Raw genomic sequence first — 14,854 nt, 5'->3', positions numbered from 1 at the left:
GAGGTAAAATGTATGTTAAAAAAACAAACAGTATGGTTACTCACGATGTTAAGCTTGATGGTTGTTTTAAGTGTCTATTACATCTTTTCGGCAAATGGAAATGATTTAGCTTTTGTAGATGATGGGCAGGAAATGACCTCAGAAGACGCAATACCAGCGACGCAATCAGAAGAAGGAATTGAAGTGGAGAATATAGAAAATGTTGATAGTGATGAATTGTTCACAACCATCCGTATGGAAATCCAGGATGAACGCAGCCGGAAAAAAAGCCAGCTGACCGATGTAGTCGCTTCTGCGAGTGCATCCCCAAGCGAAAAAGATGAAGCCTTGCAGGAAATTGACAGTCTGGAGGAATTAGCAAGTAAAGAAACGATTCTTCAGGAACAGCTTCTGGCTGCAACAGAATATGAGGATGTACTGGTTCGCTCGAATGGCGATAAAGTCCATGTCCACGTGAAAACAGATGAATTACCAGTAACAGAAGCTGCGAACATTATGCAAATGGTTCGCGACGAATTCGGAGAAGAGATAAAAGCAGAGGTTAATTTTCAACCTACTACAGAAACAACAACTGAAGAAGCTGAGTGAACAGTAAGCCGGCAGCCCTCCCCTGAGCTGCCGGCTTTGTTCTTGTAAAAAATAGATTATAACAACATCTATCGCCAATAACTGTTATAATATAAATGATAAGCTAAAAATCTTACTTTATTAGAAAGCCTGATTGTCACCAATTCTGAAATGTGCAGGATTGCTTTAGTCGCACTTATGCAGTAAGAAGGTTTATACTTTCTTAACAGTTAAGAAAGTATAGTATTTTTACGGTATACTTGAAGTTTTTATTCATTTTATCGTAATATATTAACAGGTAAGGTAATAAAACAACCAGTATGAAACATAAAAAAGATTTTAATTGAAATGAGGAGTGCCAACATGTTACAAGTAGATGAAATTAGAGAAATTATTCAAATGGTTGATAAATCATCCTTAACAGAATTTTCCTATGAGGCAAACGGTGCGGTGATAGCTATGAAAAAAAATACAGGATCTGTTACTACGACCGTTCAAACACCGCCTCAGGTTACAGCGGAACCTCAAGCTCCGGCAGTTCAACAGCCACAGCCTGAAGTAAGCACACAAACAGAAGCAAAAACGGAAGAAACAGTACAGGCTTCTGCCGATTATGATTATGAAATTGTGTCTCCAATGGTTGGAACATTTTATTCTTCTTCTTCCCCGGACAGCGATCCATTTGTGTTAAAAGGAAGTGCAGTAAATCCTAGCACAGTTGTATGTATTGTAGAAGCAATGAAATTATTTAATGAAATTGAAGCTGAAATCAATGGAGAGATTGTGGAAGTTTTAGTTGAAAATGGCGAGCTTGTAGAATACGGTCAGCCATTATTTAGAGTAAAGAAGAAGTAAGGGGATGGAATAATTGATTAAAAAGCTATTAGTTGCCAATCGTGGAGAAATAGCTGTCCGAATTATCCGTGCCTGCAAAGAGATGGGCATAGAGACAGTTGCGATATATTCTGAAGCAGATCAGGAATCCTTGCATGTGGAGTTAGCAGACGAAGCATATTGCGTCGGTCCGAAATTAAGTAAGGACAGCTATCTAAATATAACTAATATAATGAGTGTGGCATTGTCTACAGAGGCTGATGCCATACACCCGGGCTATGGATTTTTAGCAGAAAATGCTGACTTTGCAGAGATTTGCAGGGCATGCAATGTAACGTTTGTCGGTCCAACACCGGAAGCTATTCAAAAAATGGGAATCAAGGACGTTGCGAAAGAGACAATGAAATCTGCAGATGTACCGGTTGTCCCTGGCTCAGAAGGAATTGTGGACGGGGTGGAGCACGCCAAAGAGATTGCTGCTGAAATAGGCTATCCTGTTATTATCAAAGCAACTGCTGGCGGTGGCGGTAAAGGGATTCGCGTAGCCCGTTCGGAAGAGGAATTAATCAAAGGCATGGAGCTGACCCAAAAAGAAGCAGAAACAGCTTTTGGTAATCCGGGTGTCTATATTGAGAAGTTCATTGAAGACTTTAGACATGTAGAAATTCAAGTACTTGCTGATACACATGGAAATGTTGTGCATCTTGGCGAAAGAGATTGCTCCATTCAACGCCGTTTGCAAAAACTGATAGAGGAATCTCCATCACCGGCAATTAATGAAACACTAAGAGAGCGGATGGGAGAAGCTTCTGTAAAAGCGGCTCAGGCTGTAGATTATGTTGGTGCAGGGACGATTGAATATATTTTTGACAGACAATCGGAAGCATTTTACTTTATGGAAATGAATACACGTATTCAAGTGGAGCATCCGGTAACAGAAATGGTTACTGGAGTGGATTTGATTAAAGAACAAATTCGCATTGCAGATGGCAGAGAGCTGGCGTTTAGACAAGAGGATATCACTTTTGAAGGGCATGCCATAGAGTGCCGTATTAACGCGGAGGACCCATATAAGAATTTTATGCCTTCTGCAGGAGAAATTGAAATGTATCTGCCACCGGGTGGATTCGGAGTTCGAGTGGACTCCGGTGCTTACAGCGGATACCGCATTCCGCCATACTACGACTCCATGGTCGCTAAGCTGATTGTTCATGCTTCTACCAGAGAGGAAGCTGTAGAGCGGATGAAGCGTGCGTTAGAAGAGTTTGTTGTTGAAGGAGTCCATACAACGATTCCCTTTCAATACCAAATTATGAGCCATCCAGCGTTTAAAGAAGGAGACTTCAATACGAATTTCTTAACGGAATATCCAATCATCCAAGAAAAGGGAGATGCGGGTAGCAAATAAGGAGTGAAGGCAATGAGTGATCAACTATTATTAGATATGTCTGAAGGGGACAGCTTAGGCAGTGTACAGATTGTACCGGAAGTCCTTGAGGTGATTGCAGGATTTGCTGCTATGGAAGTAGAGGGAGTAAAATCAATGCATGGCAGCTTTGCAACGGATGTCGCTGAAAAGTTTGGCAGGAAGACGCATGGCAAAGGTGTCCGGGTTGAACTGACTGATCATGGTGCTATTATTGATATTTATGTTATCCTTAAATTTGGAAAATCGATTCCTGAAGTTGCAACAAAGCTGCAGACAAATATTAAACAAAATGTTCACACGATGACATCTATTCAGGTTGAAGAAGTGAATGTTCATGTAGCTGGTATCCAAATGGAGAACCAGGAGATTGTATAAATACGTTACATTTTAGACTCATGCCTCAAAAATTTCGTTTTGGAATCAAGATGAATAAATATACATTTAGCTAGCAAAGGAGGAGCACAGGTAAACTGCCTGTGTTTTTCTTTTTTGATGAAAAATCAGGTGTCATTTTATTAAAAAAGCGGGCATACTGTATCCTAGCCAAAAATAAGGGAAACATGTTATGATTTTAACAGTAAAAGAAGAATGTAGAAGGAGACGTGTGATGAACCGACATAAAGCCAGAGAAAAAGCATTCCAGACGCTTTTTCAATTAGATATGAACGAAGAAGAAGTAAGCTTAGCAATGGAATCACTAAAGGAAGAGGAGCGGAAGGATGTATTCCTGTCTATGCTGATTGAAGGAGTAATTACTTATAAAGAAGCGATTGATTCCAAAATAGCAGAAAATCTGGAAAAATGGTCGCTTGAACGTATTGCAGCAGTGGAACGGACTATTTTAAGGCTTGCTGTGTATGAATTATTATACATGGACGATATTCCTCAAAATGTATCCATCAATGAAGCAATAGAGCTGGCACATACATTTGGTGATGAGCAATCCGGGAAATTTATTAATGGCGTATTATCAAAGGTTATTTCTTAAGGAGGAGCAAAAAATGAGTGCAGAATTATTAAATGGAAAAGAATTATCAGATCAATTAAAAGCAGAAATGAAACAAGAAGTGGAGGCTTTAAAAGAGCAGCATATCCATCCTCATTTAACAGTAATTTTAGTAGGGGATAATCCTGCCTCAAAATCCTATGTAAAAGGGAAAGAAAAAGCTTGTGATGTGACTGGCATTTCTTCTAATCTGATTGAACTTCCCGGATCGGTATCCGAGCAGGAGCTGCTAGAGGTTATCGAAGCGCAGAATAAGGATAAGGATGTGCATGGAATTCTTGTTCAATTACCATTACCTGATCATATTGATGAGCAAAAGGTGATTCACGCTATTTCTCCTTTAAAAGACGTTGATGGATTCCACCCGGTCAATATTGGAAAGCTTGTAAATGGAGAGGATACCTTTTTACCGTGTACCCCTTTTGGAATCATGACGATGCTTGAATCTAAAAATATTGAAATAGAAGGTAAACGTGCAGTGATTATCGGACGGAGTAATATTGTCGGGAAACCGATGGGGTTATTACTTTTAGAGAAAAACGCTACGGTTACATATTGTCATTCCCGTACGAAAAATCTCCGTGAGATCGCACTTGAAGCAGATATTCTGGTCGTTGCAATGGGCAGGGAGCATGCTGTTGACGGAAGCTATGTCAAAGATGGAGCAGTTGTCATTGATGTTGGTATTAACCGCATGGATAACGGAAAGCTGACAGGTGACGTTGAATTTGAAAGCGCGAAGGAAAAAGCATCCTACATTACACCTGTTCCTCGTGGTGTTGGTCCAATGACGATTACGATGCTTTTAAAAAATACGATTAAAGCTGCTAAAGGATTGTCGGAAAAGTGAAGGATAACTATCTGACGGTCACTGCCCTGACCAGATATGTGAAACGTAAGATAGATACAGATCCTCATTTACGTCAGGTTTGGCTGCGCGGGGAGATATCAAATTTTAAACATCATAGCCGCGGGCATATGTATCTGACCATTAAAGATGATAATGCCCGTATTCAGGCAGTTATGTTTTCTTCAAATAACAGCAAGCTTCTATTTCGTCCGGAAAACGGCATGAGTGTGCTTATTCGCGGAGAGGTAAGCGTTTATGAGGCAAGCGGACAGTATCAGCTTTATATTCGAGAAATGGAGCCGGATGGCATTGGCGCATTGTATCAAGCTTTTGAGCAATTGAAAGAAAAATTGCAAATAGAAGGCTTGTTTCTTGATGACCAAAAAAAAGAACTTCCTGTTTATCCGAATCATGTTGGTGTTATTACATCGCCGACGGGGGCTGCAGTCCGTGATATTGTAACAACGATTGAAAGAAGATCGCCTTCTGTTAAGATTACTGTTTTGCCTGTGTCCGTACAAGGATCTCAGGCTGCCCGTTCGATTGTAAGAGCGATACAGTATGCAAATGCATTCCCGGATGCGTATGATGTTTTAATCGTCGGCCGTGGCGGCGGTTCAATTGAAGAATTATGGAGCTTTAACGAAGAAGCAGTGGCAAGAGCAATTTATGCTTCAGAAATTCCGGTTATATCTGCTGTAGGACATGAAACGGATACAACCATTGCTGATTTCGTAGCTGATTTACGTGCGCCGACACCGACAGGAGCAGCTGAATTAGCTGTCCCTTCGCAAAGAGAGCTGCTGGATAAAGTATCGTATTTCAAGCAGCGTCTGACACAAGTGATGCGTACAGATATCCAAATGCATTCCAAACGTTTGAATAATTTGAGTCAAACCTATGCGTTCAAATATCCGAAACAGCTGATCGCTCAAAAAGAACAAGAATTGGATAATTTACTGGATACATTAAACAAATCGTTAAAAACAAAAATGGACCAGAAACAGATCAGCTTCACACATTTAAAACAGAGACTGGATAACCAGCATCCGGCCCGAGAAATACAAATAGCAGCTGGTAAAAAGAATAGATTATTATCAGAGCTGAACAAATCCATAAAACAGCTGGTTGCAAAATCGGAAAGTGAGCTGCATGCCTCCATCAATAAATTAACATTGGTAAATCCGCTTGCTATTATGGCGCGCGGTTACGGAATCAGCTATAACCAGCATGGTGAGGTCATTAAATCCGTCAAGGAAGTAAACAAAGGAGAACCGATCGAATTGCGGTTAAAAGATGGATATGTACAAGCGAAAGTACAAAAGATAAAGGAGGTAGACGAAAGTGGCGGAAGAGAAGAATGATGATGCATTGACATTTGAACAGGCGATGGATCAGCTGGAAGAGATTGTGAGCAGGCTGGAAGAAGGCGATGTTCCTCTTGAAAAGGCAATCGAATATTACCATGACGGCATGAAACTTTCCAAGCTATGTAATGAGAAATTAACAAATGTACAGGAAAAAATGGTGCACATTTTAAATGAACAAGGTGAACTGGAGCCATTTGATGTAGAGGAGGACAAATAAGATTATGCATAAACGATTGCAAGCTTATTTAGCGTATTATCGGGAAGAACTGCAAAAGGCGTATAAGAGCTGCTTTGATAAGCTTGACATACCGGCTAATTTAAAAGCTTCTATGCTGTATTCCTTAGATGCTGGAGGAAAAAGGTTACGCCCAATTTTATTGTTTGCAAGCTACGAAGTGTATGGTGAGGATGTAAAAAAAGCGATGTCATCAGCGATTGCTCTGGAGATGATCCATACCTACTCACTCATTCACGATGATTTACCGGCAATGGATGATGACGATTATCGCCGTGGTATGTTAACGAATCATAAAAAGTTTGATGAGGCGACAGCGATTCTTGCCGGTGATGCACTGTTAACCTACAGCTTTGAGCTGATTTTAAATGATCCGCTCCTTACATCAGATGAAAAGGTGACGCTTGCGAAGGAATTAACCGCCTGCAGTGGTCCTAAGGGGATGGTTGGCGGACAAATTCTGGATATGGAAGCGGAAAAACAATCGGTTTCTTTAGAGGCAATGGAAGAAATTCATGCTTTAAAAACAGGAGAACTGATCCGCTTTGCTATTTTTGCAGGAGCATACCTGGCCAATGCGACAGAAGATCAGCTGCATTATTTGGAAAAGTATGCATACTATTTAGGTCTTATTTTTCAGGTTCAGGATGATATTCTTGATATTACCGGTGAGGAAGCAAAACTGGGCAAGCGGGTAGGCAGTGATGAATTAAATGAAAAAAGCACATATCCAAAATTATTAGGGCTGGATGGTGCGATCACGCAAAAGGAAAAATATGTTCAAAAAGCATATGAGAACTTAAAATTAGCTGGTGCGGAGGATTCACTTTTGAGGGCTTTGACGGATTACTTTAGCGAAAGAGACCATTAAAGAGGAAGTTCAAAAAGTCCAATAAAAGTGACGCGGCGAATTTCTCCGATACTCACGTATTTAAAAGCACAGAAGTCATCACATCCTGTGAAAGCCCGTTCGTAAAAATCACGTCGCCTGGAACTTCTTGGTCCTTTTTATCGAACTTTTTGAACACGCACTTAAAGAAAGTTCAATACGTATTAAATATGTAAAGGAAAAGGTTTATGAAAAAAAAGAAAAGAATTGCTGAGCTGTTGGTGGAACGAGAACTGGCGGAAGACATTGACAAAGCAAAACGCGCTGTGATGGCAGGATTGGTTTATTCTGGAGAAGAGCGTATTGACAAGCCTGGAAGCCTGTTTCCTGTTGAGAAGCCGCTCCGCATCAAAGATAAAGGTTTAAAATATGTAGGTCGTGGCGGCTATAAGCTTGAAAAAGCACTGCAATTATTTTCAGTGGCTATTTCAGATAAAATCTTTATGGACATCGGTTCATCGACAGGCGGCTTTACAGACTGCGCCTTGAAAAATGGTGCCAAAAAATGTTATGCCATTGATGTTGGCTACAATCAGTTAGATTGGAAGCTCCGGAATGACCCGCGTGTTATTGAGATGGAGCGGACAAACTTCAGACATGTTACACCAGATATGCTTACTTGCGGTTTGCCTGAAGTGGCCTCTATCGATGTGTCTTTTATTTCTTTAAAGCATATTTTTCCTGTCCTTGCGACATTACTAAACGAAAAAAATGATGTTATTGCCTTAATCAAGCCCCAATTTGAAGCTTTTAGGGATCAGGTTGGTGAAAAAGGAATCGTAAGGGATCCGGCAGTTCACCTGGAGGTTCTGGAGAGGGTAATAAAGTACGCTGCAGATGCTTCATTTACTTTAGTGGACATGACCTACTCTCCTATAAAAGGTACAGAAGGAAATATTGAATTTTTGGCGCATTTTAAATGGAAGCATGATGAGAGACAAAAAGAAATGATACTGACAGAGGTTGTTAAAGAAGCACAGCTGGCATTAATGCAATAATGTTCGACAGCATGATAAAGGAGGGCTTGTACTTGAGTAAAATACAACGTCATATAAAAATTCGTGAATTGATTACAGAAAATATTATTGAAACACAGGATGAACTTGTTGATTCACTGAAAAATCTCGGCTATAACATCACACAGGCAACGGTATCACGAGATATTAAAGAACTGCAATTGGTAAAGGTCCCGACGAATACAGGACAGTACAAGTATAGCTTACCAGCAGATCAGCGGTTTAACCCATTGCAAAAACTGCAGCGGTTGATTGTGGACACATTTGTCAAAATAGAAAGTGCAAGCCATTTTATTATTTTAAAAACACTCCCTGGTAATGCACATGCTGTCGGTGTCTTAATTGATAATCTGGATTGGGAAGAGATTATGGGGACAATCTGCGGCGATGATACCTGTTTGATTATCTGCAGGACGCCTGAGCATGCGGAGGATATTAAAAACCGATTAATCGGGATGCTTTAAAAGGATGTTCAAAAATTGTTGAGTCGGGGTGAGCAGGATGTTAACAGAACTATCTATAAAAAACTTTGCGATTATTGAAGAATTGTCCTTAAGTTTTCAAGAGGGACTTACTGTGCTGACGGGGGAGACAGGTGCGGGAAAATCCATTATTATTGATGCAATCCAGTTATTAGCCGGAGCCAGAGGTTCTGTCGACTTTGTTAGACATGAATCGAATAAAGCGGAGATTGAAGGGCTATTTTTCATTGACCATGAAAAGCACCCAATTTACCAGGTAGGAAAAGCATATGGCATTGAAATTAGTGATGAACAAATTGTGCTTCAGCGGACGATAACAGCATCCGGAAAAAGTATTTGTCGTGTCAACAGTAAATTAGTGACATTGGCTATTCTTCGTGAATTTGGGAAGACGTTGATTGATATTCACAGCCAGCATGAGACGCAATCGCTGATGGATAATGAACAGCATATTGACTTTTTAGATCTTTATCTTGGAGATACGATGAAAGAAGCTAAAAAGGATTATCAGGATATTTATGATCGTCTGGAAAAATTGAAGAAAAAGTATCGCAGTTTGAATAATAATGAGCAGGAAATGGCACAGCGTCTTGATTTACTCCAATTTCAGCAGCAGGAATTAACAGAAGCCCAGCTTATCCCGAACGAAGATGCAGATCTGGAAGAAGAAAGAAACCAGCTCGCTAATTATGAGAAAATACATAAGGCACTTTCGGATGCTTATTTTTCGTTATATGGTGAGCAGCATGGATTGGACTTAATCAGTCAGGCCCAGCATTCTTTACAGGATGGGGCAGATTCGGATTCTTTTATCGCTGAAAAATTAGATAGTATTTCCAATCACTATTATATGCTTGAGGAAATTACCTATGATATCCGTAATTATCTCGATCAGCTGCAATATAATCCGGAACGGCTTAATGAAATAGAACAGCGGATGGATGAACTGAACAGATTAAAACGTAAATACGGTCCGACTGTGGAAGAAATGTTAGACTATTTAGGGCGTGTAGAAGAAGAAATTGAACAAATTACAAATAGGGAATCTCATTTAAATACGCTGGTAACAGAAATCGATGATCTTGAGAAGGATGCCTTATTAGAGGCAGACCAGCTCCATTATTTACGAAAGCAGGCTGCTGTTGAGCTTACACGTGATATTCATCGGGAATTAAAGGATCTTTATTTAGAAAAAACGACCTTCTCCATTGCTTTTGAAGATTCTGCGCAACGGAAGCTGAAGGCAAACGGCTATGATAAAATATTATTCCGTATTTCAACGAATGTCGGTGAACCTTTAAAGGATCTTACAAAGATCGCTTCAGGTGGGGAATTATCACGAATTATGCTTGCTTTGAAGAAGATTTTTTCAAAGCACCAAGGTATTACAAGTGTTATTTTTGATGAAGTGGATACAGGTGTCAGCGGTAGAGTCGCACAGGCAATTGCTGAAAAAATTCATGAAATCTCACTGGAATCACAGGTTCTATGTATTACTCATCTTCCACAGGTTGCTGCAATGGCAGATACACATAAATTCATTCAGAAAAGTGAAAAGAAAAACCGTACTTTTACTTCCGTTGTAGAATTAAATAATAAAGAGCTTATTGAAGAGTTGAGCCGGATGATTACGGGAACAAAATTAACAGATACGGCGAAAGAACATGCAAAAGAAATGTTAGCACTGGCAGACCGTTTTAAAAAATCAAATTAAAGGGATAAAAATGAAAAAAAATCGGACAATAAATGTACCGGTTTTTTCTTTTTCCTATACTTACAATTTCCGTCAATAACATGTCCTTTTGCAACTGAAGAACAACACACTATACGTCCGTTTATCAAAATTTTTAGAGGAAATGATACACATATCACATAGGTTGTTCCAGTTTAAACTGCCCTCCAACTGCAAAAAGTATATGTACAGAAAGATAATATTTTTTGTAAGAGGAGGATACGATTTATGAGCAGATCAAGCAAGAACAGGTGGATATATCTCATAAGCCCGCTCTTGGCATTTATTTTTATGCTGTTTTTTATTTCCCCTTCCTTTATTCATGCAGAAGCTTCTATACAAGGATATAAAGAGGTATTTCATGATTATCCAGTTCTTCCTTTTTTCAATAAGGAGGAAGGTACAAATAATAAGGATAATAAGGGACATAATCAGCGCCTGGAGGATGTAAGAGTAGTACCAGGGGGACAATCCATCGGAGTACAGCTGGAGACAAAAGGAGTTCTGGTTGTCGGTCACCATCAAGTGAAGGTATCGGAAGGAGTAAAATCTCCGGGAGAAGCTGCCAAAATAAATGTTGGTGACACGATTGTAGAAATAAATGGTCAAAAAATTAATCATATGACAGATATTAAACCAATTGTAGATCATAGCGGCAAAGAAAATAAAAAACTGCAAATTAAGCTAAAACGTGGAGATAAATTTATGGAAACGAATTTACAGCCAATTTTCGATAAAAAAGAAAATGCTTATAAAATTGGTTTGTATATCAGAGATACGGCAGCAGGAATCGGTACAATGACATTTTATGACCCGGACACAGGAAGATACGGTGCTTTAGGACATGTTATTTCAGATATGGATACCAAAAAGCCAATTGATATTAAGCAGGGATCTATTATTCATTCCTCAGTGACTTCCATTGAAAAGGGAGATAATGGTTTACCTGGTGAAAAACAAGCCTCTTTTCAAACGCAGGAAAAAAGAATTGGTAACATCACCAAAAATACTGATTACGGGATATTTGGAATATTGGAGAAAGAAGTAAATCATGAAAAATATGAAGAAACTTTCCCTGTCGCATTATCTCATGAAGTAAAAGAAGGTCCTGCAAAAATTTTAACGGTTGTTGATGGAGAAAAAATTGAAGAATTTGACATCGAAATTATTAGCAGTGTTCCTCAAAAATCAGCATCAACAAAAGGAATGGTTATTCAAATTACAGATCCCCGTCTTTTAGAAATTACAGGGGGAATTGTTCAGGGGATGAGTGGAAGTCCAATTATCCAAAATGACAAAATTATTGGTGCTGTAACGCATGTTTTTGTAAATGATCCAACCTCCGGCTATGGTGTTCATATCGAATGGATGCTTGAGGATGCGGGCATTATCCAGTCAGATTCCAATGAATTTGCAGCATGAAAAATTTTTCAGTCAGTGGGAGTTTTCAACATCCTCCCATTGATTGAAGCTGTGATTATTTGGCTTCATTAAACCGTTTTTATAAAATTAGACAGATACAATGCCTTGTATCGATCCGATACCTCAGTCATAGCCCCCGATGCTAAGGCAATTGTGTTATCTTTACAGGTCTGCTTGCCAATTTTTCTTTAGGGTAAATAGGAATTGTAAAGGCAGCTGATTTTCCTTTCATGTCTTTCAAATCCGTTCTCCGGTTCAAATTGTGATAAAAATACTTGTGATAGTAAATGTCATACAAGTATTTTTATTTTTTTATTATAAATAAGAATGTATATCTGTTATACTGAAATCGGATACATTTGAATGGGAGGGATTTAATCTTTGTCGAATAGTGTAGAAAAACGAAGAAAAACGGAGAATACTAAAGAAAATCGAAATAAATCAAAAGTTTTTTTGTTTTAAAGAGGATATTCTTATTTTTTGTAGAATATGATATAGGTGATGCATAAAAAGCAAAAGGGAGGATTTTTAAGTGAATAAAATTTCAGTATGTTTTGTTGATGATAATCGTGAGTTAATTCAATTAATGGAGGATTTTTTTGGAGAGCAGGATGAAATCGAAGTTGTGGGTACAGCGTTAAATGGGAAGGATTGCATTGAATTAATTGAACAGAAAACACCAGATGTTCTGGTATTGGATATTATCATGCCGCACATGGATGGCATTGCAGTCTTAAATGAAATTAAGAAAATGGAATTAACAAAAAAGCCGCATGTTATTATGTTGACAGCCTTTGGTCAGGAAGAAGTAATGAAAAAAGCGGTTGATCTAGGGGCTTCTTATTTTATTTTGAAGCCATTTGATATTCAGAATCTGGCTGATCAAATTTTACAAGTGCAAGGGTCCAGCACCAGCACGTCGAGACTATCAAATGTACGCAGCAAAACGAATATAGATGATAAAAGGAAACAAGATTTAGAAGCAAATATAACAAATATTATTCATGAAATAGGTGTACCTGCGCACATTAAAGGTTATATGTACTTAAGAGAAGCCATTACCATGGTTTACAACGATATTGATCTTTTAGGATCGATTACAAAAGTTCTCTACCCGGATATCGCTAAAAAGTTCAATACGACTGCATCACGTGTTGAAAGAGCTATACGTCATGCAATAGAAGTTGCTTGGAGCAGGGGGAATATTGATTCTATTTCAGCTTTATTTGGTTACACCATCAATATTTCCAAAGCAAAGCCTACAAATTCTGAATTCATTGCTATGGTAGCTGACAGATTACGTTTGGAGCATAAGGTATCATAAGCTATGGAGGTTGGAATGTATAACATAAAAATAAAATGATATGTCTATCGACCAGTTTTGGTGCATGTTTAAGCGGAAAAGTGATTAAATGAGCACTTGGGCAAGCTGTGATGATTTACGCCTGTCACACGATAACACTCTTAGTATAGATTCTTTTTCTTCATGCAATATTTGGTTGGGCTTATGAACATACTTTTATAATTTTATCCGATAATAAAAACAGCAATCTGATACCACAAAGCAAGGGCAACAACCGCAAGAGCAGAAATCATTTTGATTAAATTGCCTTTGGAAAAATAGTTTTTGCTTGGATAGATTTCTAAGAAAGTTAGAATCAACAATAGTGTAGATAAAAAAGGAAGTGTTAAATAGTCGGCAGCTTTTGTTAAATAAATAAGTCCCAGTACAAAACCAATAATTATTATTGGAAGATAAAGCCATCTTTTCTTTTTTATCATTTCAGCCAATTGAATACACTCCTTCAGCTTGTCTTTTTAATAAGCATATGAAGTGTGGATGAAATTTATGTTTAAAAAAGGTTAACAGGACACATTTTTAGATGTGATACCCGTTAACCTTTTTTTAGTATAGAAAAGTAAATTTTGCATAATTTAATTCTTATTCAATAATGCAATGTTCAGCACCAAGTGCCAAATTTGAGCGCTGACACGGGCCGCCCTGTGATAAAGAAAACTTGCTGACTGGCAAGCCCGGGCGTACACAGAAGCAAAGTTGGGACTGAGGCTGTGATTACTCGCCCCACCGGAAAGCATTGCGATTACTCCTCCCGTCAAAACCGCTGCATTTATGCCTGTGGTGAAGTCACGATCGGTACAATTTCAAGGTTTAAGTGTTTATAGCAAACGAACTGTTCTCAATACTCGATTTTTGTTTAATGAATATGACGATAAAGCCCGATCACTTTACCAAGAATAGATACATTTTCATAATAAAGAGGCTCCATAGTTGCATTTTCAGGCTGCAGACGGAAGCGGTTCTTTTCTTTGAAAAATCGTTTGACAGTTGCTTCATCATCTTCCGTCATCGCTACAACGATATCGCCATTATCGGCAGAACTCTGCTGCTTAACAATCACCATATCTTTGTCTAGAATGCCGGCTTCAATCATACTTTCTCCATCAATGACAAGAACAAACAGGTTATCATCCGGTCCTGCTGAAGAGCTTGGAACAGGAATAAATTCCTCAACGTTCTCAATGGCAGTAATAGGAATCCCCGCTGTAACTTTTCCAATTACGGGCACATAAATCGCTTTATCCCTGGGCGCATCATTTTCATTGCCATAAATAATTTCAATGGCACGTGGTTTTGTTGGATCCCTCCGAATATATCCTTTGTTCTCTAATCTTTCTAAATGACCATGAACGGTAGAACTTGAAGCTAACCCGACAGCTACTGCGATTTCACGTACGGAAGGCGGATACCCTTTTAGTTCTACTTGATCTTTTATAAAGTCAAAAATCATCTGTTGTCTTTTTGATAGTTTTGTCATGACTTACTCCCCTCTAGCATAAGTATTTGTTATTCATAGTATAGCATTTAAATAATTATTTTACAAACAAACGTTCTAAAAAATGTTGACAAGAACAGTTGTTCTTAATATACTGTAATCAGAACAACTGTTCCGGGACTCTATAAAATACTAAAGGGGAGTTTTAATATGTTTGAAAAATTAAT

16 protein-coding genes are annotated in these 14,854 nt (G+C 38.6%); 14 read left to right on the top strand and 2 right to left on the bottom strand.

The window, feature by feature from the left end:
* The first annotated feature begins 12 nt into the window (after window positions 1-12).
* The 14 genes from FLK20_RS18445 (at window position 13) to spo0A (ending at window position 13,156) form a co-directional block, all read left to right on the top strand.
* The gene (locus tag FLK20_RS18445; protein ID WP_152658065.1) at window positions 13-588 is read left to right on the top strand and encodes a SpoIIIAH-like family protein; all 576 of its coding nucleotides are present in this window, start codon (window positions 13-15) and stop codon (window positions 586-588) included.
* Between the two features lie 342 nt (window positions 589-930).
* Complete coding sequence (gene accB / locus FLK20_RS18440; protein WP_152658064.1) at window positions 931-1,422, top strand: acetyl-CoA carboxylase biotin carboxyl carrier protein; 492 nt, start codon at window positions 931-933, stop codon at window positions 1,420-1,422.
* A 13-nt stretch (window positions 1,423-1,435) separates the two neighbouring features.
* The gene (gene accC, locus FLK20_RS18435) at window positions 1,436-2,809 is read left to right on the top strand and encodes an acetyl-CoA carboxylase biotin carboxylase subunit (RefSeq protein WP_152658063.1); all 1,374 of its coding nucleotides are present in this window, start codon (window positions 1,436-1,438) and stop codon (window positions 2,807-2,809) included.
* Window positions 2,810-2,821: 12 nt separating this feature from the next.
* Window positions 2,822-3,205, top strand: a complete 384-nt coding sequence (locus FLK20_RS18430; protein ID WP_152658062.1) for an Asp23/Gls24 family envelope stress response protein — start codon at window positions 2,822-2,824, stop codon at window positions 3,203-3,205.
* A gap of 232 nt (window positions 3,206-3,437) precedes the next feature.
* Window positions 3,438-3,818, top strand: a complete 381-nt coding sequence (gene nusB / locus FLK20_RS18425) for a transcription antitermination factor NusB (RefSeq protein WP_152658061.1) — start codon at window positions 3,438-3,440, stop codon at window positions 3,816-3,818.
* 13 nt (window positions 3,819-3,831) lie between these two features.
* Window positions 3,832-4,686 (top strand): bifunctional methylenetetrahydrofolate dehydrogenase/methenyltetrahydrofolate cyclohydrolase FolD, encoded by an 855-nt coding sequence (folD, locus tag FLK20_RS18420; RefSeq protein WP_152658060.1) that lies wholly within the window; start codon window positions 3,832-3,834, stop codon window positions 4,684-4,686.
* Complete coding sequence (gene xseA, locus FLK20_RS18415) at window positions 4,683-6,050, top strand: exodeoxyribonuclease VII large subunit (RefSeq protein ID WP_152658059.1); 1,368 nt, start codon at window positions 4,683-4,685, stop codon at window positions 6,048-6,050. The genes folD and xseA overlap by 4 nt, the downstream gene beginning before the upstream one ends.
* On the top strand, window positions 6,031-6,273 hold the full coding sequence (locus FLK20_RS18410; protein WP_152658058.1) for an exodeoxyribonuclease VII small subunit: 243 nt from the start codon (window positions 6,031-6,033) through the stop codon (window positions 6,271-6,273). The genes xseA and FLK20_RS18410 overlap by 20 nt, the downstream gene beginning before the upstream one ends.
* A 4-nt stretch (window positions 6,274-6,277) precedes the next feature.
* Window positions 6,278-7,162, top strand: a complete 885-nt coding sequence (locus tag FLK20_RS18405) for a polyprenyl synthetase family protein (RefSeq protein WP_152658057.1) — start codon at window positions 6,278-6,280, stop codon at window positions 7,160-7,162.
* Window positions 7,163-7,368: 206 nt separating this feature from the next.
* The gene (locus FLK20_RS18400) at window positions 7,369-8,178 is read left to right on the top strand and encodes a TlyA family RNA methyltransferase (protein WP_152658056.1); all 810 of its coding nucleotides are present in this window, start codon (window positions 7,369-7,371) and stop codon (window positions 8,176-8,178) included.
* A 32-nt stretch (window positions 8,179-8,210) separates the two neighbouring features.
* Window positions 8,211-8,660: a transcriptional regulator AhrC/ArgR gene (gene ahrC / locus FLK20_RS18395; protein ID WP_152658055.1), complete on the top strand. Its 450-nt coding sequence runs from the start codon at window positions 8,211-8,213 to the stop codon at window positions 8,658-8,660.
* Window positions 8,661-8,697: 37 nt separating this feature from the next.
* Window positions 8,698-10,392: a DNA repair protein RecN gene (recN, locus tag FLK20_RS18390; RefSeq protein WP_152658054.1), complete on the top strand. Its 1,695-nt coding sequence runs from the start codon at window positions 8,698-8,700 to the stop codon at window positions 10,390-10,392.
* 246 nt (window positions 10,393-10,638) lie between these two features.
* Entirely contained in the window at window positions 10,639-11,832 is a 1,194-nt protein-coding gene (gene spoIVB / locus FLK20_RS18385) for a SpoIVB peptidase (RefSeq protein WP_152658053.1), read from the top strand.
* A 532-nt stretch (window positions 11,833-12,364) separates the two neighbouring features.
* Complete coding sequence (spo0A, locus tag FLK20_RS18380) at window positions 12,365-13,156, top strand: sporulation transcription factor Spo0A (RefSeq protein WP_152658052.1); 792 nt, start codon at window positions 12,365-12,367, stop codon at window positions 13,154-13,156.
* A gap of 203 nt (window positions 13,157-13,359) precedes the next feature.
* Here the strand turns inward: spo0A and FLK20_RS18375 are convergent, their stop codons facing one another.
* Window positions 13,360-13,623 (bottom strand): hypothetical protein, encoded by a 264-nt coding sequence (locus FLK20_RS18375; RefSeq protein WP_152658051.1) that lies wholly within the window; start codon window positions 13,621-13,623, stop codon window positions 13,360-13,362.
* A gap of 425 nt (window positions 13,624-14,048) precedes the next feature.
* Window positions 14,049-14,669 (bottom strand): transcriptional repressor LexA, encoded by a 621-nt coding sequence (gene lexA, locus FLK20_RS18370; protein ID WP_152658050.1) that lies wholly within the window; start codon window positions 14,667-14,669, stop codon window positions 14,049-14,051.
* Between the last annotated feature and the right edge of the window lie 185 nt (window positions 14,670-14,854).

This window comes from Oceanobacillus sp. CFH 90083, assembly GCF_009389585.1.
GTDB lineage: Bacteria > Bacillota > Bacilli > Bacillales > Amphibacillaceae > Oceanobacillus.
This window is presented reverse-complemented; position numbering and strand designations above follow the sequence as displayed.